This window comes from Leucobacter sp. BZR 635 (assembly GCF_048061935.2).
Classification (GTDB): Bacteria; Actinomycetota; Actinomycetes; order Actinomycetales; family Microbacteriaceae; genus Leucobacter.
Genome location: NZ_JBLUNZ020000025.1, coordinates 1 through 19,161 on the forward strand (window position 1 = coordinate 1; position 19,161 = coordinate 19,161).

General features: G+C 65.4%; 18 protein-coding genes and 1 pseudogene. 3 read left to right on the top strand and 16 right to left on the bottom strand.

The features are described from left to right. From ACI1US_RS04450 to ACI1US_RS04460, 3 genes and pseudogenes are all read right to left on the bottom strand, one after another. Window positions 1-206: pseudogene (locus tag ACI1US_RS04450) on the bottom strand (heavy metal translocating P-type ATPase); the annotation flags it as partial. Window positions 207-399: 193 nt separating this feature from the next. Next, the gene (locus ACI1US_RS04455) at window positions 400-1,638 is read right to left on the bottom strand and encodes an alpha-hydroxy acid oxidase (protein WP_461638468.1); all 1,239 of its coding nucleotides are present in this window, start codon (window positions 1,636-1,638) and stop codon (window positions 400-402) included. A 30-nt stretch (window positions 1,639-1,668) separates the two neighbouring features. Further along, the gene (locus ACI1US_RS04460) at window positions 1,669-2,982 is read right to left on the bottom strand and encodes an enolase C-terminal domain-like protein (protein WP_461638470.1); all 1,314 of its coding nucleotides are present in this window, start codon (window positions 2,980-2,982) and stop codon (window positions 1,669-1,671) included. Between the two features lie 219 nt (window positions 2,983-3,201). On the opposite strand from ACI1US_RS04460, the gene ACI1US_RS04465 reads away from it, so the two are divergent. Next, a complete protein-coding gene (locus ACI1US_RS04465) occupies window positions 3,202-3,942 on the top strand; it encodes a GntR family transcriptional regulator (protein ID WP_461638472.1) in 741 nt (246 codons plus the stop codon). Between the two features lie 47 nt (window positions 3,943-3,989). Here ACI1US_RS04465 and ACI1US_RS04470 read toward each other — a convergent pair whose 3' ends face one another. The 10 genes from ACI1US_RS04470 to ACI1US_RS04515 all read right to left on the bottom strand — a co-directional run bounded on the left by ACI1US_RS04470 (window position 3,990) and on the right by ACI1US_RS04515 (window position 13,856). Continuing rightward, window positions 3,990-4,313, bottom strand: coding sequence for an L-rhamnose mutarotase (locus ACI1US_RS04470; RefSeq protein WP_461638474.1), 324 nt, complete (start codon window positions 4,311-4,313; stop codon window positions 3,990-3,992). Between the two features lie 14 nt (window positions 4,314-4,327). Beyond that, the gene (locus ACI1US_RS04475) at window positions 4,328-5,083 is read right to left on the bottom strand and encodes an SDR family NAD(P)-dependent oxidoreductase (RefSeq protein ID WP_461638476.1); all 756 of its coding nucleotides are present in this window, start codon (window positions 5,081-5,083) and stop codon (window positions 4,328-4,330) included. Continuing rightward, window positions 5,083-5,940, bottom strand: coding sequence for a fumarylacetoacetate hydrolase family protein (locus tag ACI1US_RS04480; protein ID WP_461638478.1), 858 nt, complete (start codon window positions 5,938-5,940; stop codon window positions 5,083-5,085). Before ACI1US_RS04480 ends, ACI1US_RS04475 begins: the two co-directional genes overlap by 1 nt. A gap of 169 nt (window positions 5,941-6,109) precedes the next feature. Continuing rightward, window positions 6,110-6,847: a copper homeostasis protein CutC gene (locus tag ACI1US_RS04485; protein ID WP_461638480.1), complete on the bottom strand. Its 738-nt coding sequence runs from the start codon at window positions 6,845-6,847 to the stop codon at window positions 6,110-6,112. A 5-nt stretch (window positions 6,848-6,852) separates the two neighbouring features. Next, window positions 6,853-8,196: an alpha-L-fucosidase gene (locus tag ACI1US_RS04490; protein ID WP_461638482.1), complete on the bottom strand. Its 1,344-nt coding sequence runs from the start codon at window positions 8,194-8,196 to the stop codon at window positions 6,853-6,855. Between the two features lie 11 nt (window positions 8,197-8,207). Next, a complete protein-coding gene (locus ACI1US_RS04495; RefSeq protein WP_461638539.1) occupies window positions 8,208-9,740 on the bottom strand; it encodes a M81 family metallopeptidase in 1,533 nt (510 codons plus the stop codon). Between the two features lie 29 nt (window positions 9,741-9,769). Continuing rightward, on the bottom strand, window positions 9,770-10,747 hold the full coding sequence (locus tag ACI1US_RS04500) for an ROK family protein (RefSeq protein WP_461638484.1): 978 nt from the start codon (window positions 10,745-10,747) through the stop codon (window positions 9,770-9,772). Then, window positions 10,744-11,667 carry a carbohydrate ABC transporter permease gene (locus ACI1US_RS04505; RefSeq protein ID WP_461638486.1) on the bottom strand — a complete coding sequence of 308 codons (924 nt, stop codon included), beginning with the start codon at window positions 11,665-11,667 and terminating at the stop codon, window positions 10,744-10,746. Before ACI1US_RS04505 ends, ACI1US_RS04500 begins: the two co-directional genes overlap by 4 nt. Continuing rightward, a complete protein-coding gene (locus tag ACI1US_RS04510) occupies window positions 11,657-12,565 on the bottom strand; it encodes a carbohydrate ABC transporter permease (protein WP_461638488.1) in 909 nt (302 codons plus the stop codon). Before ACI1US_RS04510 ends, ACI1US_RS04505 begins: the two co-directional genes overlap by 11 nt. Window positions 12,566-12,599: 34 nt before the next feature. Then, window positions 12,600-13,856, bottom strand: coding sequence for an ABC transporter substrate-binding protein (locus tag ACI1US_RS04515; RefSeq protein ID WP_461638489.1), 1,257 nt, complete (start codon window positions 13,854-13,856; stop codon window positions 12,600-12,602). A gap of 243 nt (window positions 13,857-14,099) precedes the next feature. Here ACI1US_RS04515 and ACI1US_RS04520 point away from each other — a divergent pair, with 243 nt between their 5' ends. Both ACI1US_RS04520 and ACI1US_RS04525 read left to right on the top strand, forming a co-directional pair. Then, window positions 14,100-15,284 (top strand): ROK family transcriptional regulator, encoded by a 1,185-nt coding sequence (locus ACI1US_RS04520; RefSeq protein WP_461638491.1) that lies wholly within the window; start codon window positions 14,100-14,102, stop codon window positions 15,282-15,284. A gap of 39 nt (window positions 15,285-15,323) precedes the next feature. Beyond that, on the top strand, window positions 15,324-16,688 hold the full coding sequence (locus ACI1US_RS04525; protein WP_461638493.1) for an alpha-L-fucosidase: 1,365 nt from the start codon (window positions 15,324-15,326) through the stop codon (window positions 16,686-16,688). Window positions 16,689-16,789: 101 nt separating this feature from the next. Here ACI1US_RS04525 and ACI1US_RS04530 read toward each other — a convergent pair whose 3' ends face one another. From ACI1US_RS04530 to ACI1US_RS04540, 3 genes are all read right to left on the bottom strand, one after another. Further along, on the bottom strand, window positions 16,790-17,098 hold the full coding sequence (locus ACI1US_RS04530) for a chorismate mutase (RefSeq protein ID WP_416549961.1): 309 nt from the start codon (window positions 17,096-17,098) through the stop codon (window positions 16,790-16,792). A gap of 10 nt (window positions 17,099-17,108) precedes the next feature. Continuing rightward, window positions 17,109-18,395 (bottom strand): adenylosuccinate synthase, encoded by a 1,287-nt coding sequence (locus ACI1US_RS04535; protein ID WP_416549962.1) that lies wholly within the window; start codon window positions 18,393-18,395, stop codon window positions 17,109-17,111. 131 nt (window positions 18,396-18,526) lie between these two features. Next, the gene (locus ACI1US_RS04540) at window positions 18,527-19,018 is read right to left on the bottom strand and encodes a Dps family protein (protein ID WP_416549963.1); all 492 of its coding nucleotides are present in this window, start codon (window positions 19,016-19,018) and stop codon (window positions 18,527-18,529) included. Window positions 19,019-19,161: the final 143 nt, after the last annotated feature.

A 19,161-nucleotide genomic window follows, 5' to 3' on the forward strand; every position in this document is an offset into this window, starting at 1 on the left:
AGGATGTCGAGGCCTGCGTGGCCGCGCATGAGCTGCCGCACCATGCCGTAGGCCTCCCACGCGGCGATGCAGAGCGCGTAGCCGCCGACGAACCACGGGACGACGTCGCGCGCGGGCGTCGCGAGCATCACGAGCCCGATGACCGCCACAACAATCGTGAGGGCCACCGCCGGGTACGCCTTGGTCCACCGCAAAAGTGTGCTCATAGCCTTCATCTTGCTACTCCACAGCCCGGCAGCGCAATGGGAGGGCGAGGGGCGCCCGGCCTCCCCGTGCGCCGAAAAGACATCAGTTCAGCAAAACCATGCCTCTTCAGCGGTAGAAAATGGCTTACCTCGCTGAGACGATGTCCTTTGAGCGAGATTTGGGGGCGGGGGGCGAAGTGGGGCGGGGCCTGCCCTACCTCGGGGTGCGCGGCACCAGGCGCTGCAACTGCGTCACGTGCTCCGGCGTCAGCTCCTCGAGACTCTTCACCTCGAGCAGCTTCATGGTGCGCACGATCTGGTCGGAGAGGATCTCGATCGTGCGATCCACCCCCTCGCGCCCGCCGGCCATCAGGCCGTACAGATACGCGCGCCCGATGAGCGTGAACTTCGCCCCCATCGCAATCGACGCGACGATATCTGCGCCGTTCATGATGCCCGTGTCGATCGCGATGTCGGTGTGGTGGCCGACCTCGCGCGCGACCTCGGGGAGCAGATGGAAGGGGATCGGGGCGCGGTCGAGCTGCCGCCCGCCGTGGTTCGACAGGATGATTCCGTCGACGCCGAGGTCGACGAGCTTCTTCGAATCCTCGAGGTTCTGCACGCCCTTCACGACGAGCTTGCCAGGCCACATCGAGCGGATCACGTCGAGGTCTTCGAAGGAGATCGACGGATCCATCGCGTCGTCAAGGAGCTGACCGACCGTGCCGCCGGTGGTCGACAGCGAGGCGAATTCGAGCTTCGGGGTGGTGAGGAAGTCCCACCACCACCAGGGGCGGGGGATTGCGTTCACGATCGTGCCAAGCGACAGCTGCGGCGGGATCGAGAAGCCGTTGCGCGCATCGCGCAGCCGGGCCCCCGCGACCGGGGTATCGACGGTGAACATGAGGGTGTCGAAGCCCGCGGCGGCGGCCCGCTCGACGAGCCCGTACGACACCTCCCGCTCGCGCATCACGTAGAGCTGGAACCAGTTGCGCCCGTTCGGGTTCACAGCTTTCACGTCTTCGATCGAGGTCGTGCCGAGCGTCGAAAGCGTGAACGGAATACCCGCGGCGGCAGCTGCCCCCGCGCCCGCCGTCTCGCCCTCGGTCTGCATGAGCCGGGTGAAGCCGGTCGGCGCGATCCCGAACGGCATCGCCGATTCCCCGCCGAAGATCTGCGCCCGGGTGTCGACCTCGGAGACGTCCTTCAGGATCGAGGGGTGAAACTCGATGTCCTCGAACGCCTGGCGGGCGCGGGTGAGCGACAGCTCCCCCTCAGCTGAACCGTCGGTGTAGTCGAAGGCCGCCTTCGGGGTGCGCCGCTTCGCGATGCGCTGCAGATCGTAGATCGTGAGCGCGCCATCGAGGCGGCGCTTCTTGCCGTCGAGCTCGGGCTTCTTGAACTTCATGAGCTCGAAGATCTCGCTCGGGCGCGGGAACTGTCTCTGAACCACTGGGTGCGGCCTTCCTATCGGGAGCTTTGCTTAGATCTTGCCGGCGGCGCGGAGCTCGTTCCAGCCCTCGCCGTCCGGGAACACCCAGCGGTCGCGCGAGCTTTCGAGCATCTCGGCACCGGTTCCGGGGAGCTTCGGGGCGACGTAGCTGCCGTCGACGACCCGCGCGGGCTCGACGAAGTGCTCGTGGAGGTGGTCGACGAACTCGACCCGCTTCCAGCCGATCTCACCCGTGAGTGACGCGTAGTCGAAGAATGAGTAGTGCTGCACGAGCTCGCAGAGCCCGACGCCGCCGGCGTGCGGGCAGACCGGCACCTCGAACTTCTTGGCCATGAGCAGGATCGCGAGGTTCTCGTTGACGCCCGCGACGCGCGTCGAGTCGAGCTGCAGCACGTCGAGCGAGCCGGCCTGCAGCATCTGCTTGAAGATGATGCGGTTCATTACGGCCTCGCCGGTGGCGACCTTGATGGGCGCGACGCCGCGGCGGATCTCCGCGTGGCCGAGGATGTCGTCGGTGCTGGTGGGCTCCTCGATCCAGAACGGGTCGAACTCTGCGAGCGCGTTGGTCCACTCGATCGCCTCGGCGACCTCCCAGCGCTGGTTCGCGTCGATCGAGATGCGCACATCGGGGCCGACTGCCTCGCGCGCGAGGCGCATGCGGTTCACGTCGTCTTCAAGACTCGTGCCGACCTTGAGCTTGATCATGTCGTAGCCGGCCGCGACGGCTTCTTTCGAGAGCCGCACGAGCTTCTCGTCGGAGTAGCCGAGCCAGCCGGGGGTCGTCGTGTAGGCGGGGTGCCCGTTCTCTTCGAGCCAGGCGATGCGCTCGGCCTTGCCTGGTTCTCTCGCTCGGAGGATATCGAGCGCTTCGGCGGGAGTGAGGGCGTTCTGGATGTGTGTGAAGTCGATCGCGCTGACGATCTCTTCGGGGCTCATCTCAACAAGCAGCTTCCACAGCGGCTTCTGCTCACGCTTGGCGCGGATGTCCCACAGCGTGTTGATGACCGCGCCGGCTGCCATGTGCGAGACGCCCTTCTCGGGCCCGAGCCAGCGCAGCTGCGAGTCGTGCACGAGGCGCTTGGCGGCGTCGCCGAGGTTCGTGACGAGGTCGTCAAGCTCGAGGCCAATGAGGCGCTGGCCGTAGCTTTCGATGGCCTTCGCGACGATCTCGTTGCCGCGGCCCGCGGTGAAGACGAGGCCGTAGCCGCGCTCGCCGTTGTCAGCCTCGAGCACCGCGTAGGCGGCCGAGTAGTCGGGGTCAACGTTGACCGCGTCGGAGCCGTCGAGCTCAAGGGAGGTGGGGAACCGCACGTCGTAGCTGCGGACCGAGGTGATGCTGGGCATGTGTGTCTCTCTTCTCGGCGGGGCCGGTGGTGCCGGGGGTGGATCGGGGCGCGTGCCGTGCCGTCGCTCACCGAGAGCATGCGCAACATCGCTTCGCTAATCCTATACGACTTTGCATGATCGTATATTCTCTTGCGCGGATTCCCGTTCCTCCGAGATACGCTGGGAACATCACGCACTCGCACGGGTGCACAGACGCACAACAGATGGGCACAGCAGATGGCACCGGAGACCGATCCCTCAAGCGCCGAGCGGCACGCATCACAGTCGGTGTACGAGCAGATCCGATCCCGCGTCCTCAGGCACGAGATCCCCCCGAGCACCCGAATCAACATCGACGCCCTCGCCCGCGAGCTGCAGGTCTCCTCGACCCCGATCCGCGAGGCCCTCCGGCAGCTCCAAGGCGACCGGCTCGTCGTCCAAGAACCGGGCCGCGGCTACCGCACGACCCCGATCCTCGACGCGACCGAGCTGCGCGAGCTGTTCGAGTTCCGGCTGCTCGTCGAGCCCTGGGCCGCGAAGATTGCCGCGCAGGATCGGCTGCAGAACCCCGGCCACACCCTCGAGCGCGAAGTGGCCGCGATCTCAGCTCTCATCGAGAAGCAGTCGGACATTCGCTACGAGCTCATGGATCACGACATCAGGTTTCACGATGCGATCCTCGGCAGCACCTCGAACGACGTGCTGCGCTCGGCGTACGCGCAAACCCACTGCCACCTGCACGCGTTCAGGCTCCATCCCGGCGAGCGCACCGGCGAGCTCACGCTCGAAGAGCACCGCGTGATTCTGGCGGCGATCCGCGCGCAGGATCCGGAGGCCGCAGAGCAGGCCATGCGTGACCACCTCGTCGGGGCGTACCTGCGTTTCGAGGCCGGGCGAGAAGAGGATCAGGCCGCCACAGGCTTCCTCCCCGGCACCCACGCGGACCGTCCAGCCCCGAACACCTCGGTCGGGCTGTAACCGAGAGCGCCCCGCCGGAAGCAGTTCCGGCGGGGCGTACGTCTCGCTCAGTCCTGGTGGAACACCTCTGGGATTGTCGTCCACCAGTCACCCTCCGCGCGGTCGGCGAGCGGCCGCTGGAGCGGCTCCTGCACCGACCACCAGCGCTGGGTTTCGGGATCCTCCGCCATCTTCGCCATGTCGGCCTCGTAGTCGTCACCGACGTACTCGAAGTAGGAGAACAGCAGCTCCCCGTGCCGGAAGATGGAGTAGTTCTGGATGTTGCTGAGCGTGATGCGCTCGAGCACCGTGGGCCAGACCGCGGCGTGGTACCGCTCGTACTCCGCCCAGTTCTCTTTCGGCAGGCCGATGACCTGAGCAACGCGCTTCATCTGCGGCTCCCCCGCTAGTTCGCGGGCCGCAGTCGCAGCCCGTCCATTCCGCCGTCGACCGCGATTGCGGTGCCCGTCGTGGAGCCCGCGAGCGGGCTCGCGAGGTACGCGACCGCCGCGGCGACCTCTTCGGGCTGCACGAGGCGGCCGTGCGGCTGCCGCTTCTCGAGCGCCGCACGCTCAGCGGCCGGGTCAACCGCGCTGTCGAGCAGCCGCTGCACCCAGGGGGTGTCTGCGGTGCCTGGGTTCACGCAGTTCACGCGGATCCCCTCACGCAGGTGATCCGCCGCCATCTGCAACGTGAGCGAGGAGACGGCGCCCTTGGAGGCGCCGTAGAGGGCGCGCTCGGGGAGGCCTGCCGTGACCGCGATCGAGCCGGTGTTCACGATGGCCGCGGCCGGCGACTTGCGCAGCCACGGCAGCGCCGCGCGCGACACCCGCACGAGCCCGAGCACATTGATGTTCAGCACCCGCTGCCACTCCTCGTCGTCGTTGGCCTCGATCGTGCCCTGCGCGCCGATGCCCGCGTTGTTCACGACGATGTCGATCCGCCCGAATCGCTCGGCGACTGCGGCGACGCCGGCGTCGACGCTTGCGGTGTCTGCGATGTCGACCCGCTGCGCGAAGCGCCCCTCGGGCACACTCTCGATGTTGATGTCGAGGATCGCCACCTCCGCGCCGCCGTCAGCAAGTCGATCCACGATCGCGGCACCGATGCCTGACGCGCCGCCCGTGACGATCGCAACGAGCCCAGAAAATTCCTTCGACATTAACGCGCCTCCGTGTATGCGATGTAGTTCTGCCGCTGCGAGCCGAGGCCCTCGATCTCGAGTTCGACGACGTCGCCGGCTGCGAGATACGGGAAGCGGCCCGAGAGCGCGACGCCCTCCGGGGTGCCGGTGAGTACGAGATCGCCCGGCTCGAGCACCATGTACTGGCTGAGCTCGTGGACGATGTGGGCGATGCTGAAGATCATGTCGGCGGTGCTCGAATCCTGCCGCGGTTCGCCGTTCACCCAGCTCTTCAAGCGGACGTTCTGCGCGTCGATGTCGTCGCGGGTGACGAGCCACGGGCCCGTCGGCGAGAAGCCGGGGGCCGACTTGCCCTTGCCCCACTGGCCGCCCGAGATGTCGATCTGCCAGGTGCGCTCGGAGAGGTCGTTCACGAGCACGAAGCCCGCGATGTAATCGTGCGCGTCCTCGACCGAGGGGATGTAGCTTGCGCGCTGGCCGATGACGATGCCGATCTCAACCTCCCAGTCGGACTTCTCGCTGCCCTTCGGGATGGTGACGACGTCGTTCGGCCCGGCGATGGTGTTCGGGAGCTTGTTAAAGATCACCATATTCTCGGGCGGGGCCGAGCCCGACTCTGCCGCGTGGGCCGCGTAGTTCATGCCGACGCACACGAGCGCGCTCGGGCGGGCGATCGGCGAGCCGATCCGCATCTCTGCCGCGCCCGCGAGCTCGGGGAGCTCACCGGCGTCGAGCAGCCGCTGCGCCTCGGGAAGCTGGCTCTCAAGGAACGCTCCGTCAATCGCGGCGGTGAGGCCGCGCAGGTCAAGGGCGCGTTCGCCGTCGTAGACGACGGGGATCTCTTCGCCGACTGGTCCGAGCTGAGCAAATTTCACTACTGCATTCCTTCAATCAAAAAGTGAACAACCTGTGGAGGGAAATCCGGGCCCGCGTCTGCGAACCGAAACACCCGCGCCTGCGGCCGTACTCACGCGAAGCTGGCCGACTCTGGCCAGCTAATCCTATAGGACTAGCTCTGATCATATATTCTACGGATCGCGGGGGCTAGCTCCGCCCGTCGCCCGATAGCTGCAGAGCGGCCGCCGCGTCGGCGACGATCCCGCCGTCGGTGACGTCGTATTCGGGAGCCCCGCCGCCCGGACCGCTCGGAGCGGTCGCATCGGCGGGGCGGCGTGCCGACAGGTGCACCGCGTCCACGCCGGCCGCTGCGATGCTGGCGATATCCGCAACGGCGACGCCGCCACCGGCCATGATCTCGATTCGCCCTGCGGAAATCTGCACCATGCGCTCGAGCGCCGAAACACCGTCGATGCTGCGTGCGGCTCCCCCGGAGGTGAGCACCCGCTTCACACCGAGCGCGATGAGATCCTCAATCACCGTCTCGGGTGCCGCAAGGGTGTCGATCGCGCGGTGGAAGACTACGTCGGCCTGGCCGGCCGCATCCACCCAGGCGCGCATTGCGCCGGTGTCGACCGCGCCATCGATCGTGAGGGCACCGACGACGACACCGCCGGCACCGCGGCCGACCGCGTCAGCGATATCGCTGGCGACCAGCGCGATCTCCTCGGCACCGTAGACAAAGCCGCCGGGGCGAGGACGAATGAGCACTGCGACCCGCTCACCCCCGATGGCCGCGGCCACCTGATCGATGGTTCCCGCGGAGGGGGTGAGCCCGCCGACCCCGAGCGCCTGACAGAGCTCAACCCTGACGGCACCACCGGCGACCGCGGCCCTGGCGCCCGCCGCGTCTTGTACAGCGATCTCCAGCGCTGGCACGGCCATGGCGGTTACACCGCGACCGTGAACATGGCAACGGCCTGGGCCCGCAGCGCCTCGGGAACAACGGCACGGGCAACGCCGTCGGCACCGGTTTCGATCTCAACAGCTGTGCCGTCTGCCCAGTGTGCCGCGCGGCCGGTGAGCTCCTCGGGGAGCTCGCACGTGCCGCCCGCCGGTTCCATCACGTGCACGTGCACCGCGCCGGCCGAAGCCGTGTAGCGACGGGGTGCGCCAACGGGCTCCTGCGAGCGGATCCACGGCCGCGTGCCGTAGATGCCCGCGCCGTTGACCTTGAGCCACGCACCCATCTCGCGCATTGCCTTGAGCTGCAGCTCGGGAATCTCGCCCGCAGCGGTCGGCCCAATGTTGATGAGCAGGTTGCCGTTCTTCGAGACGACGTCAACGAGGTAGCGCACCAGTTCGGTGCCGGAGAGCGAGTGCTCCGGGCCCTCGGCCTGGTTGTAACCGAACGAGTACCCGAGGCCGCGCGTCGACTCCCACGGCTGCGCCTGAGTCTCGTCGACGTGAGTGTATTCGCGGGTGAGGAAGCCGCGGTAGGGCACGCCCCAGCGATCGTTCACGACCCCGTCGGGTACCGCGTCGTAGTAGCGGCGAAGGATCGCGGCCACGCCGAACTCCTCCGGCCCCTTGCCGCCGTCTGGCCAGTCGATATCGTTCCAGAGCACGTCTGGTGAGAACTGCTCAACGAGCTCGCCGACCTGCTCAGCCGCGTACCGCGAGTAGGCCTCATCGTTGCGGCGGTAGCGGAAGAGGTCGGTGTCCGACTCAATGGGCGGGAAATCGCTCGCGTGCCAGTCGAGCGCACCCGAGAAGTACAGGCCGAACCGCGCACCCGCGCTCCGGGTCGCGTCGTGCAGCTCACCGATGAGGTTGCGCTGCGGGCCGCGCGCGACCGAGTTGAATCCGGTGGTCTGCGTGTTCCACAGGCAGAATCCGTCGTGGTGCTTCGTCACCGGGATAATGTACTTCGCGCCCGCACCGACGATCTCGCCAACGAACTGCTCGGCGTCGAAGGCCTCCGCCTTCCAGGCATCGGCGAAGTCCTCGTAGCTCGTTCCGGGGCCGTAGATTTCTTGGTGCCGCTTCCAGGTCGGGCTGCCCTGGATGCGCACGGTATTGCCGTACCACTCCGCGTACTTGTGCCAGGCGTACGCATCCTCGGTGGGGATGAAGTCATCGGTCTGCACCGCCCAGGCGGGAACCGAGAACAGCCCCCAGTGCACGTAGAAGCCGAGCTTCGCGTCGCGGTACCACTCGGGCACGCCCTCGCTCGGGTACTCGGGGGCGTACTCGCCAAAGTTTGGACCAATGCGTGACTCAAAATTCATCATGATGTGACTCCTTAGCTGTCTTCACCGCGGCGGGAAACGACCGCCGCGAGCGCGGGATCGCCGCTCTGATCAAATGGGTAGACCCCGGGGAGGAGTCGGTGGTGGCCGAGCCGGAGCAGATCCTGATCCACGCCCCCGGGCGTGAGCGCGAGAGTCCAACCCGCCGCGAGCTCGTAGAGCTCTGGTTCGAGGTAGCCAATCTTCACGACGACGATATCGGCGGCCTCGGGGTCGAGCCCCAGCATGCGGAAGTCGTCGAGGTGGTGGAATGGCTTGCGCCGCTCGGTGACGATGACGTGCAACCCACCGACGGCGATCACGGCCTGCGTGCCGGCGTCGGCGTCGCCATCGGTGAGCGAGAACACGGTGCCCGTGAGAGTCACGGGGCCGGCGGGCCCCGCGTCAACGCGTGCGCCAGCGGTGAGCGTGATCGTCGCGCCGACACCCGCGGCGACGGCCTCCGCCACCGCGCCGGCGTCGAAGATCGAGGCGACGAGCGTCGTCACAGTGCCCGCAGTGAGCTCGGCGCGCTGCAGCAGCTGGTCCAGCGTCCACGTCACGTCGCCCGCCCCGCCGGCGGTCGGGTTGTCGCCCGAGTCGGAGATGACGTAGGGGCGCGCTGCACCCGGGGCCAGCGCGCTCGCGAGCGCGCCGTCGAGCGAAGCGGTTTCGGCGACAAAGACAAAGTCGTCGCGGGCATCCCAGTACATCCGCGCCACGCGCTCAGCCTCGCGCGCGATGAGCTCGCGGTCATCACCCGTCACGACCACATAGGCCTGGCAGCGCGGCTCGTCGGCCCACGCGTAGCCAACCCACACCGCGGCGTCGACCACCCCGGGCAGCGCTTCAATACCCGGCAGCTCGGCGTAGATGCTCAGCGCGGGCTCGAGGCGCGTGCTCGTCTTTTCGCCAGGGAGCAGCACGGGAACCGGCACCCACGCCTTGAACGGCCTGCGCTCAAGCGGATCCGTGCCGTGCGGCCCGCGGAGCCGCGAGAGCAGCCCGTGCACCGCGCGCTCCTTCGTGTTCATCCAGTCCTCGTGCGGGGCCATGCGGTAGCAGGTGAGCAGATCGACCGCGTCGCGCAGCGTCTCTGAAACGTTTCCGTGGAGATCCATCGACGTCGTCACCAGGGTGTCTGCGCCAAGCGCCTCGCGCACCGCGGTCGCAAGGTCGCCCTCGGCGTCGAGCATGCCCTGCACGCTCATCGCCCCATGGATGTCGAAAAAGAAGCCGTCGAACGGGCCCGACTCCCTGATGCCGTCGACGATCGCCTGCTTCATCCGCTGGTACGTCGCCGGAGCGACCGCGCCGCCCGGCAGCGAGCGGCCATGGACCAGCGGGACCCACTCGGCGGCATCCCCCAGTTCACGCCCCTCTGCGAGGAACGGGTAGTAGCCGCGCAGTTCAGAACCGGTGCGAATCGTGAATGCCTCGTCACCCGAGACGTGGGGCGAGAACGTGCTCGACTCGATAGAGATGCCGGCGATCCCGATCCGCGGCCGCGCCATCCCGCCCTCGCTGAGCGCAGGCAGCGGTCCCATCCAAATCTCGTGTGCTTCAACTCGCTCGTTCACGCCGGGACTCCTTTGTCTGCTTGCGCGGCCAGGTCTGCCTGTGCCGTTCGGTATAGCTTTTGTGCTGCAGCGGCCGCGCCCAACGCGACCGCCACTTCGCCGCGTTTTGCTCGCTGGATTCGGAGCGGCGTCCCCGTAATTGGCGACGCGTCGCGCAGCGTTTCCTCGATCGCTGGGTTAAGTAGATCCCACGACTGCGACACCCCACCGCCGACGATCACCTCTGCGACATCCAGCAGCGTAGACATCGAAGCACACGCAAGCGCCACAGCGCGGCCGGCGGCCGCGTACACGGCAGCTGCGTCAGCGTCGCCCAACCGCGCAAGATCTGCGACCTCTCGCGCGGTGAGCCCCGGCACGCCGGTGCGCTCCGCATATCTCAGCCCAATCGACGTGCCCGAGGCCAACGTCTCAAGGTGCCCGGTCTGCTGGCACGTGCAGACAATGTCTCCGTACCCGGGAGTATGACCGATCTCGCCAGCCCCTCCGCGGGCCCCGCGCCGCAGGGATCCATCAAGGATCAGCGCCCCACCAACTCCCGTGCCAAGCATCACGCCAAAGGCATCCTGCTCGGTCCGCGTCTCGAACGAGACCTCGCCGAGCAGAAAAGCATTGACGTCGTTTTCAATCGCAATCGGCACGTGCAGTGCCGATTCGAGGGCCGCTCGCAACGGGAACCCGACCCAATCGACAAAGGTCGAACTCGCTGCGCTCACCACTCCAGTGTCGTAGTCAAAGACACCCGCGGCGCCAACGCCGGCCGCACAGAGCTCGTACGATCCCGAGCCAAGCAACTCGTAGGTGAGGCGAACGGCTGTGTGAGCCATCGCCTCGCCGCCTTCCTTCGCGGGCGCAACGGCAGAGCCGCGAGCGAGTATCTCGCCCGCGGCGTCTGCCAGCACGACCGCGATCTTGGTTCCACCAATGTCAATCCCAGCAAAGACGGCGCTGGGCGGTTCTGCTGAATTCGTCATCGTCCGCCGAGACCTGCCATCGCGATGCCCTTTACGAGGTGCTTCTGCAAGACAATCACGAGGACCGTGGTCGGAACCATCGAGATGATCGCTGCGGCCATCTGCAGGTCCCAACGAGTTCCCGTGAGGCCCGCGAAGCTCGCGAGGCCAATGGGAAGCGTGCCATGGGCGCTCATGTCTACCGTGACGATGAGCGGCCAGAGGTAGCTGTTCCAGAAGTTCAGGAACGTGAAGACCGCAAGCACCGCAACGGCAGATTTGGCGAGCGGGAGCACAATCTGCACGAAGGAGCGGATCGGGCCGGCCCCATCAATGCGTGCAGCCTCCTCGAGCTCAAACGGAATCCCCCTGAAGAACTGCCGCATCAAGAATGTTCCGAAGGCCGTGAATGCGAAGGGAAAGATCAGCGCTTGGTAGGTGTCCACCCACCCCATCCACTGCATCAACTGGAACATCGGAATCACGACAACTTCGGCCGGCACCATGAGCGTGCCGAGGAAGAGTACGAACACAGCATCCCGACCCTTCCACCGCAGCCTGCTGAACGCATACCCCGCTGTGGTCGAAACGAAGAGCACCACCAGGGTGCCCGCGATGGCGACGAAGAACGAGTTGCCGATGTAGGTCAGGAACGGCCCGAACTGGAACACCTCGATGAAGTTCGACCAGCGAACCTCTGAGGCGATCAGAGTTGGAGGAGAGGCGAAAATCTCTTGGTTTGGCTTGAGCGCAGAAAAGAATGCGTAGATGAGCGGGGCGATGAAGATCAGTGCTGCGAGGTACACGCCAACGTGTGCCAACACCAACCGAACGCGCTCCGCTTTGCTCAGCGGGGCACCCTTCGATGCGCGCTTCTTCGCTGCCGGCGATGTGACGCGGGCTAGGGCGATCGCGCGAGTCTCGTTGGTCTCAGTGCTCATAGTGGACCCACTTCTTCTGAACGCCGAACTGGACCGCAGTCAGGCCAATGATGATCGCAAACAGAATCCAAGCTGCTGCTGCGGCAAGGCCAAGTTCTTGGAACTTGAAGCCCTGGTTGTAGATGAATTGCACGATCGGCTGCGTCGCGGTTCCTGGCCCACCGCCCGTAAGGAGCTGAGGCTGCACAAAGACCTGCATCGAGCTAATCATTGTCATGATCGTGGCGAAGAAGATCGATGGCGAGGTGAGCGGGACCGTTACCTTCCAGAGCATGGTTAGGCCCTTCGCGCCGTCAATGCGGGCCGCCTCGATTACTGTCTCTGGCAGCTGTTCAAGCGCGGCCGAGAAGATCAGCATGTTGTAGCCGAGGCCCTGCCACACTGACATCGCCACGACCATGATCATGGCCCACTGCGGATCCGCCAGGAAGTTCGGGAGTTGAATGCCGAACCACGACTGGGAGAGCCCGTTGAACAGGCCCTGGGGCTGCAGCAGCATCTTCCACACGAGCACGTTCGCCACCATCGGCGTGACGACTGGGATGAAGAACAGGACACGCAGCGCGCCGCGCCCGCGAATGCGCGAGCTGAGTGAGAGCGCGAGCAGGTAGGAGAGCACGACGCTCACCGGAACGTACAGCAGCGTGAACACGAAAGTGTTCCGAAGCGCTGGCCAGAAATCAGGGCTCTTAGTGAAGAGCGTGACGTAGTTCTGGATGCCGACGAATGTCTTCTCACCAAAGGTGGGCCAGTCGAAGAAGCCCATGATGATCGACAGGCCAACCGGCACGACAGTGAACAGGGCAAGCCCCGCCAGGGCCGGGCTGACGAAGCCCAGCGCCTGGCGCGACTCGCTGCGAGCGAGGGCCCCTCGACGAGTTGTTTGTTTGGTATTCAAAACTGCAAGTTCTCCTCGCACTGTGAACGGCTAGTTACTTCTCGAACTGCGTCTGCGCCGTGCTCAAGACGTCTGCCATCGAGGTCTGTCCCCCGTAGACGCTGACGAGCTGTGGCTGCAGGAACGTTTCGATCTGGTCCCAGTTGTTCGTCACGTTCTGCCCCTCAACGTTTGCGAACGCTGCGTCGAAGGTCTCCTTCACCTGGTCGCGGTAGGCCGGATCGAGCGATTCGTAGTACAGGGGCTGCGACGAGATTCGTGCGGGGTAGGCACGGCCCGACTCCGCAATGGAATCCTGGCCCGCTGCGCTGAGCATGCCGCCGATGACCTTCAGAGCCGACTCCTTGTCTTCGCAGTCGGCTGACACGCCGTAGCCCGAGCCGAGCACGAGGCCCTTGGACTGCTCACCTGCGGAGGGGAGCGGCGCGAGGCCGCCCTTGAACCCGAGGTCGTTGTCGAGGTAGGAAACTGCGTTCCACGTGCCGTCAACCGCCACGGCTGCCTGGCCACTTGTGAGCTGGTTCTCGCCCCACCCGATGTCCGAAGCCGAGCCTGCGGGGAGCGCCACCTTCTGCTTCGTGACGAGCTCTCCGTACCAGGTTGCTGCGTCGACGAACGCCTTGTTCGTGAGATCGAGTGTTCCGTCGTCCTTCACTGGCTGCTGACCGGCCTTGGCGATCGGAAGCGCCTGCCACTGGAAGCCGCCCATGCCGATGCCGAAGCCGGCGTGCGTATCGGTTGTTCCGCCCTTCACGGTCGCCTCGAAGTCGTTGAAGTCCCAGCCGATCTCAGGGATCGGTGCCCCGGATTCCGCGAGCATATCTTCGTTGTAGTAGGTCACCATCGTCGACATATCGAGGGCGAGGCCGAGGAGATTGCCGTCGTGGCTGAGGATCTCAAAAGAACCGGGGTCGAACTCGTCTGAGACGATGCCTGCGGTCTTGAGGTCTGCTTCAGTCAGCGGCATGAATGCCTCTGCGTAGCCGGCAAGCTTGCCGCTGTTCATGCCAGTGACACAGGCCATGTTGCCCGAAGCCATGTTGGTTGTGAGCTTGGTGAAGAAGTCGCCCCACGGGGAAGTGCGTACTTCGATGTTGATATCAGGGTTCAGCTCGCGTGCTGCCGCGACCTGAGCTTCGAGGGCTGAGACGTCAGTTTCGCTACCGGCCCAGAAGTCTACGACGATGCTCTTCTTGCCGTCGTCTGCGCCGCCGCCCTGGCCTGCAGAGCAGCCGGTCAGCGCGAGCGCTGCAACTGCGGACACCGCTAAAGCTGCGTGAATCTTCTTCATTGAAATTTCGCTTCCTGTAGTTCGATCGCACCAGCGCGATCGGAGTGAGAACACCGATGAGTTCTTGCAGAACCCCTCGACTTATTTCGATAAGTGCATTAAGTTAGTAACAAGGTTGCTGTAAGGTGATGTTTGCAGATTTGAGCGCGGCCGTCAACTTTTTCGCTTGCGAACTTTCTTTGCTCCCCGGGCTCATCCCCAACCACCTGCAGCACCCACACCTGATCCAATGAAGGAGACAACGTGCCCACTTCGCCTGCAGGCCCCCCAGAAAACACGCCAGATCCGCAGTTGCGGGAGATACTCAACCTCATTCGAATCAAGGGGTCGGTCTCGCGGACCGATATCGCGCGAACGCTCGGCATCGCCCCCTCGACCGCCGCGCTCCGAGTTACCGAACTTGAATCGACAGGCCTCATCGAGGAGTTCGGCGAGGGAACTTCGTCCGGCGGACGACGCCCTCGCCTCCTTCGACTTCGAGAGGATCACGGCGTGTTGGCAGTCGTTGAGATAGGCGGAACCCACGCGCGCATCGGGTACGCAGATCTCTCGGGCTCGCTCATCGGGCAATCTACCGTCAGCATCGATATCGCATCCGGGCCAATCGCAACGCTTCGCCTCATCGCCACCAACCTGCAGGAGCTTTTGCAGCAGGTCGCCCCTGAGAGCGTTCTCCACGGAGTTGGGGTAGCCCTCCCAGGGCCCGTGTCTGCGGCTACCGGAGGCGTGGACCTTGCGTCGCGAATGCCTGGCTGGCAGTCCTTCTCCGTTCGAGACTGGTTCGCGAAAGAACTCAGCGTCCCAACCTTTGTCGACAACGACGCAAACCTCATGGCGCTCGGTGAGCATCACGCGCAGCTCGCGGCCACCGAGCACAGCGTGACTGTCAAAGTTGGCACCGCGATCGGCAGCGGCGTCGTGATCGCGGGCTCACTGTACCGTGGGGCCACGGGCGCCGCCGGCGACGTCACGCACACGCGGATCGCTGCGGCGACCGACATCCCCTGTTCTTGCGGAAATACCGGATGCCTGGAGACCTTAGCGAGCGGTGCCGGGCTCGTGCGCCAGCTCCGCGCCGAAGGCTTCGATGTGCACTCCACAGCAGATGTCGTAGCCCTGACGCACGATGCGAACCCCACAGTCACCACCCTGGTGCGCACCGCTGGGACGTACCTCGGCGATGTCCTCAGCCCAGTGGTGAACTTTTTCAACCCCACCGCTCTCTTCCTCAGCGGCGGCATGGCGAGTTGTGAGCCATTCATTGCGGCCGTTCGCGGGCGCATTTACGAGGGATGCCACCCCCTCGCAACGCGAGACCTCCGCATCGAAGCGGCCTCTACCGGCCCCGACGCCGCCCTGCTCGGAGCGGCTCGCATCGCCCTCGAGGGCACCCTCTTTTCTCCGATTTCCATCCCAGCAGAGCCCTAGGGCTCGATTCATAACACAGCAGTTAGGAACGCACCCACCATGACCACCGAAGCCGAATGGGTTGGACGCAAAGTCCACCACCCAAAGGACACCGCGAGCCTCGCAACGGGTTCAGCAGAGCTCACAGCCCCCTGGTTCAGCGGCGCAGGCCTCGGCCTGTTCATCCACTTTGATCACGCGAGCCAGCAGGGCCTTGAGGCATCGTGGCCTCTCGTCGGCGGCGTCTCCACGCTTCCGGGCGCACCGACACTCTCGGTGAACGACTACCACAGCTCCGCGCCCACGTTCGATCCGGTGAACTGGAATCCGACCGAGCTCGCTGAGCTCGCTGCGTCTGCAGGCATGACCTATGCGGTCTTCACTGCCAGGCACCACAGTGGCTGGTCGGCGTGGCCCTCGAAGGTCAGCGACCGCACCATCGCAAGCTCCCCCTACGGCCAGCGTGGTGGCGATCTCGCCGGTGAATACGTTGCGGCGTTCCGCGAAGCGGGCATTCGCGTGGGCATTTACTACTCCCTCTCGGACTGGGGGCACGAGGACTACCCAGCGTTCACCGATGAGATGCGCCCATACGAGCACAAGGATTACCCGCGCCCCTCAGCCGAGCAGTGGAGCAATTACCAGCAGTACATGCGCGACCAGCTCACCGAGCTTCTCACGTGGTACGGCCCCATCGACCTGCTCTGGTTCGACGGCGAGTGGGAGCGCGACGAGCAGGAGTGGGACACCGCGGGACTCGAGCGCCACATCCGAAGCATTGCGCCAGACATCGTCATCAACGACCGGCTGCTCGCGGCCGGAAACTATCGCACGCCAGAGCAGTTCATCCCCCCGCGGCCTCCCGCTGAGGCGTGGGAGTGCGGCATGACCATCAGTGGGTCATGGAGCTACGTACCCTCCGACACGAACTACAAGTCGCTCAATGAAATTGTTCGCACGCTGACCGAGGTCGTTGGCACGGGCGGAAATCTCCTGCTGAACGTCGGGCCGCGGCCCGACGGCTCCTTGGACCCGGTTGAGGCAGAAACGCTGCGGCACCTCGCTGACTGGATGTCGATCAACGGCGAATCGATCCACAGCGTTCTGCCGGGCCTTGAGCCCTGGCAGTTTTACGGGCCGAGTGCCCGCCGCGGAGACCGCGTGTACCTGTTCGATACCTCCAACGCCCAGGAGGCTGTAATCGTTCGCGGGATTCCCGTACGCCAGGTGGCCGGCGTGCAGCTCCTCGGCAGCCCGGATCCGCTGCCGTTCACGTTCCGCACGGCAATGGAAGACGCGTTCCTGTACGACCCTTCCGGCGAGCTCCGGATCGAGATCGGCGGTGTGCCAGCTGGCTCTGGCGTGCGGGTGTTCGCGCTGGATCTTGATCCCACGCGTATCGAGGGATCCGACACGTTCGACTAGCCGCGCTCGCCTGCGCCTGCCGCCGCAGCGCAGCGCAGCGCAGGCCCAGAAATAGCTGATGCGGGCCCCGATCTCCCGGGGCCCGCATCAGCTATTCGTCGCTACGCGCCTTCTCGGGCGTCAGCCGCAATCTCGGTGTGGTGCTGAATCACCTCGGCGACCACGAAGTTGAACCACTTCTCGGCAAACTCCGGGTCGAGGTTGGCATCGCTTGCGAGGCTTCGCAGTCGCGCGATCTGCCTGGCCTCGCGTGCCGGATCCGACGGCGGCATCTCGTGCTCAGCCTTGAGTTGGCCGACCTCCTGAGTGCAGCGGAAACGCTCAGCGAGCATGTGCACGAGAGCCGCATCGATGTTGTCGATGCTCGAACGCAGCCGCCCGAGCCGTTCCTCAGGGGTCAAGCCACTCATCTGGATACCCTCAGCTCAGCAGGTCGTGGAGTTCGACAACCTGCTCGCGCTCCGGGCCGACGCCGACCGCGGAGAAGCGCGCGCCGCTCATCGCCTCGAGCGCCACGATGTAGTCCTGCGCGTTCTTCGGCAGCTCTTCGAACTTGCGGCAGCCGGTGATGTCTTCTTCCCAGCCAGGGAACTCCTGGTAGATCGGCTTCGCGTGGTGGAAGTCGGACTGGTTCACGGGCATCTCGTCGTGCCGCACGCCGTTGACGTCATACGCGACGCAGACGGGGATCGTCTTGATGCCCGAGAGCACGTCGAGCTTGGTGAGCACGAAGTCGGTGACGCCGTTGATGCGTGCGGCGTACCGCGCCATCGGTGCGTCGTACCAGCCGCAGCGGCGGGCGCGGCCGGTGGTCACACCGAACTCGCCGCCCTTGGTCTGCAAGAACTCGCCCATCTCGTCGAAGAGCTCGGTCGGGAACGGGCCCGCGCCCACGCGGGTCGTGTACGCCTTGATCACCGCGATGATGCGGTCGATCTGGTGCGGCGGAACGCCCGATCCGGTCGACGCGCCACCGGAGGTGGCGTTCGAGCTTGTCACGAAGGGGTAGGTGCCGTGGTCGATGTCGAGCATCGTCGCCTGGCCCGCCTCGTAGAGCACCGTCTTGTCGTCGGCGAGCGCGTTGTGCAGCAGCAGTCCGGTGTCGCACACCATCGGCTCGAGCAGCTCACGGTACTGGAGCAGGTCGTTTACAACCTCGTCGGCGTCGATCGCGCGGCGGTTGTAGATCTTGACGAGCACCTGGTTCTTGAAGTCGAGCGCTGCTTCGACCTTCTGTCGCAGGATGCCCTCGTCGAAGATGTCCTGAATGCGGATCCCGACGCGGTTGATCTTGTCTGCATACGCGGGGCCGATGCCGCGGCCGGTCGTGCCGATCTGGCGCTTGCCGAGGAAGCGCTCGGTGACCTTGTCGAGGGTGCGGTGGTACTCGGTGATGACGTGCGCGTTCGCGCTCACCTTCAGCTTCGAGACGTCAACGCCGCGCTCCTTGAGCGCGTCGAGCTCGAGCTTGAGGACGGCGAGGTCGACGACGACGCCGTTCGCTATGACGGGCACAACACCGGGGGTGAGGATGCCGGATGGCAGCAGGTGAAGCGCATATTTCTGGTCGCCAATAACGACGGTGTGACCGGCGTTATTGCCGCCGTTGAACTTCACGACGTAGTCGACACGGCTTCCGAGGAGATCGGTCGCCCGACCCTTTCCTTCATCGCCCCATTGGGCACCGGTGATCAGTACAGCGGGCATCTCAGCCCCTTCCTTCGCACTAGGCAGATACCGAGCTAGTCTAGCGGAGCCACAGATCCCATGCCCCTGAGGGCGCAAAACAGCGCCCGGCAGCAGGCGTTTCTGCTGCCGGGCGCTGCCTGAACTCGGGGCTATGCCTCAGCGAAGTGGGAGGACAGGAACCAGCGATCCTTATCGAGCTGCTGGGCGACCGCGATCGCGATGTCCTGGCTCACGGGGTCGACGCTCTCGAGTCCCTCGATCGCGCGATAGATTGTCTCAAGTGTCGCGTCGAGCTGCGCGACCATCTCGCGGACGGTCACCTTTGCCTGCTGGAATCCTGGGCTGAGCTCGGGGTTCGTCGCACGCGCCGCGACGGTGCTCATGCGAGCGTCGATCGGCAGGCCAAGTGCGACGATTCGCTCAGCGACGGTGTCGGCAGCGTTCTGCGCGTTCTCCACAATCACGTCGAGAAACTCGTGCACGCCGACGAAGTTCATGCCGCGCACGTGCCAGTGCGCCTGCTTCGCGTTCACGTGGAGCGCGGTGAGGTCGTGGACGACCGGGCTCAAGTACTGGGCGACCCCACTCGGGCGATTCATGTCACCCTGCGCGGCCGGGATCCGGGCTTCTTGCATTGTCATACTGGCTTCCCTCTCTCTCGGGAGCGCCCGTAGGTGCTGGGCACTCGGTACACCTCAGGGTACGCGGTGCACCTGAACACCGCACTAAGAATTCCATGTGCTTTTGCCACGGCCTGGCTAGGCTGATGCCAAGTTGCCAGGAT

What these genes read in the sequence shown, in the direction of transcription:
- ACI1US_RS04525 (WP_461638493.1), top strand. Translation starts at nt 15,324, where the DNA reads ATGACCACCGAAGCCGAATGGGTTGGACGCAAAGTCCACCACCCAAAG.
- ACI1US_RS04540 (WP_416549963.1), bottom strand. Translation starts at nt 19,018, where the DNA reads ATGACAATGCAAGAAGCCCGGATCCCGGCCGCGCAGGGTGACATGAAT.
- ACI1US_RS04500 (WP_461638484.1), bottom strand. Translation starts at nt 10,747, where the DNA reads ATGACGAATTCAGCAGAACCGCCCAGCGCCGTCTTTGCTGGGATTGAC.
- ACI1US_RS04495 (WP_461638539.1), bottom strand. Translation starts at nt 9,740, where the DNA reads ATGGGACCGCTGCCTGCGCTCAGCGAGGGCGGGATGGCGCGGCCGCGG.
- ACI1US_RS04470 (WP_461638474.1), bottom strand. Translation starts at nt 4,313, where the DNA reads ATGAAGCGCGTTGCTCAGGTCATCGGCCTGCCGAAAGAGAACTGGGCG.
- ACI1US_RS04505 (WP_461638486.1), bottom strand. Translation starts at nt 11,667, where the DNA reads ATGAGCACTGAGACCAACGAGACTCGCGCGATCGCCCTAGCCCGCGTC.
- ACI1US_RS04485 (WP_461638480.1), bottom strand. Translation starts at nt 6,847, where the DNA reads ATGGCCGTGCCAGCGCTGGAGATCGCTGTACAAGACGCGGCGGGCGCC.
- ACI1US_RS04460 (WP_461638470.1), bottom strand. Translation starts at nt 2,982, where the DNA reads ATGCCCAGCATCACCTCGGTCCGCAGCTACGACGTGCGGTTCCCCACC.
- ACI1US_RS04530 (WP_416549961.1), bottom strand. Translation starts at nt 17,098, where the DNA reads ATGAGTGGCTTGACCCCTGAGGAACGGCTCGGGCGGCTGCGTTCGAGC.
- ACI1US_RS04465 (WP_461638472.1), top strand. Translation starts at nt 3,202, where the DNA reads ATGGCACCGGAGACCGATCCCTCAAGCGCCGAGCGGCACGCATCACAG.
- ACI1US_RS04490 (WP_461638482.1), bottom strand. Translation starts at nt 8,196, where the DNA reads ATGATGAATTTTGAGTCACGCATTGGTCCAAACTTTGGCGAGTACGCC.
- ACI1US_RS04475 (WP_461638476.1), bottom strand. Translation starts at nt 5,083, where the DNA reads ATGTCGAAGGAATTTTCTGGGCTCGTTGCGATCGTCACGGGCGGCGCG.
- ACI1US_RS04535 (WP_416549962.1), bottom strand. Translation starts at nt 18,395, where the DNA reads ATGCCCGCTGTACTGATCACCGGTGCCCAATGGGGCGATGAAGGAAAG.
- ACI1US_RS04515 (WP_461638489.1), bottom strand. Translation starts at nt 13,856, where the DNA reads ATGAAGAAGATTCACGCAGCTTTAGCGGTGTCCGCAGTTGCAGCGCTC.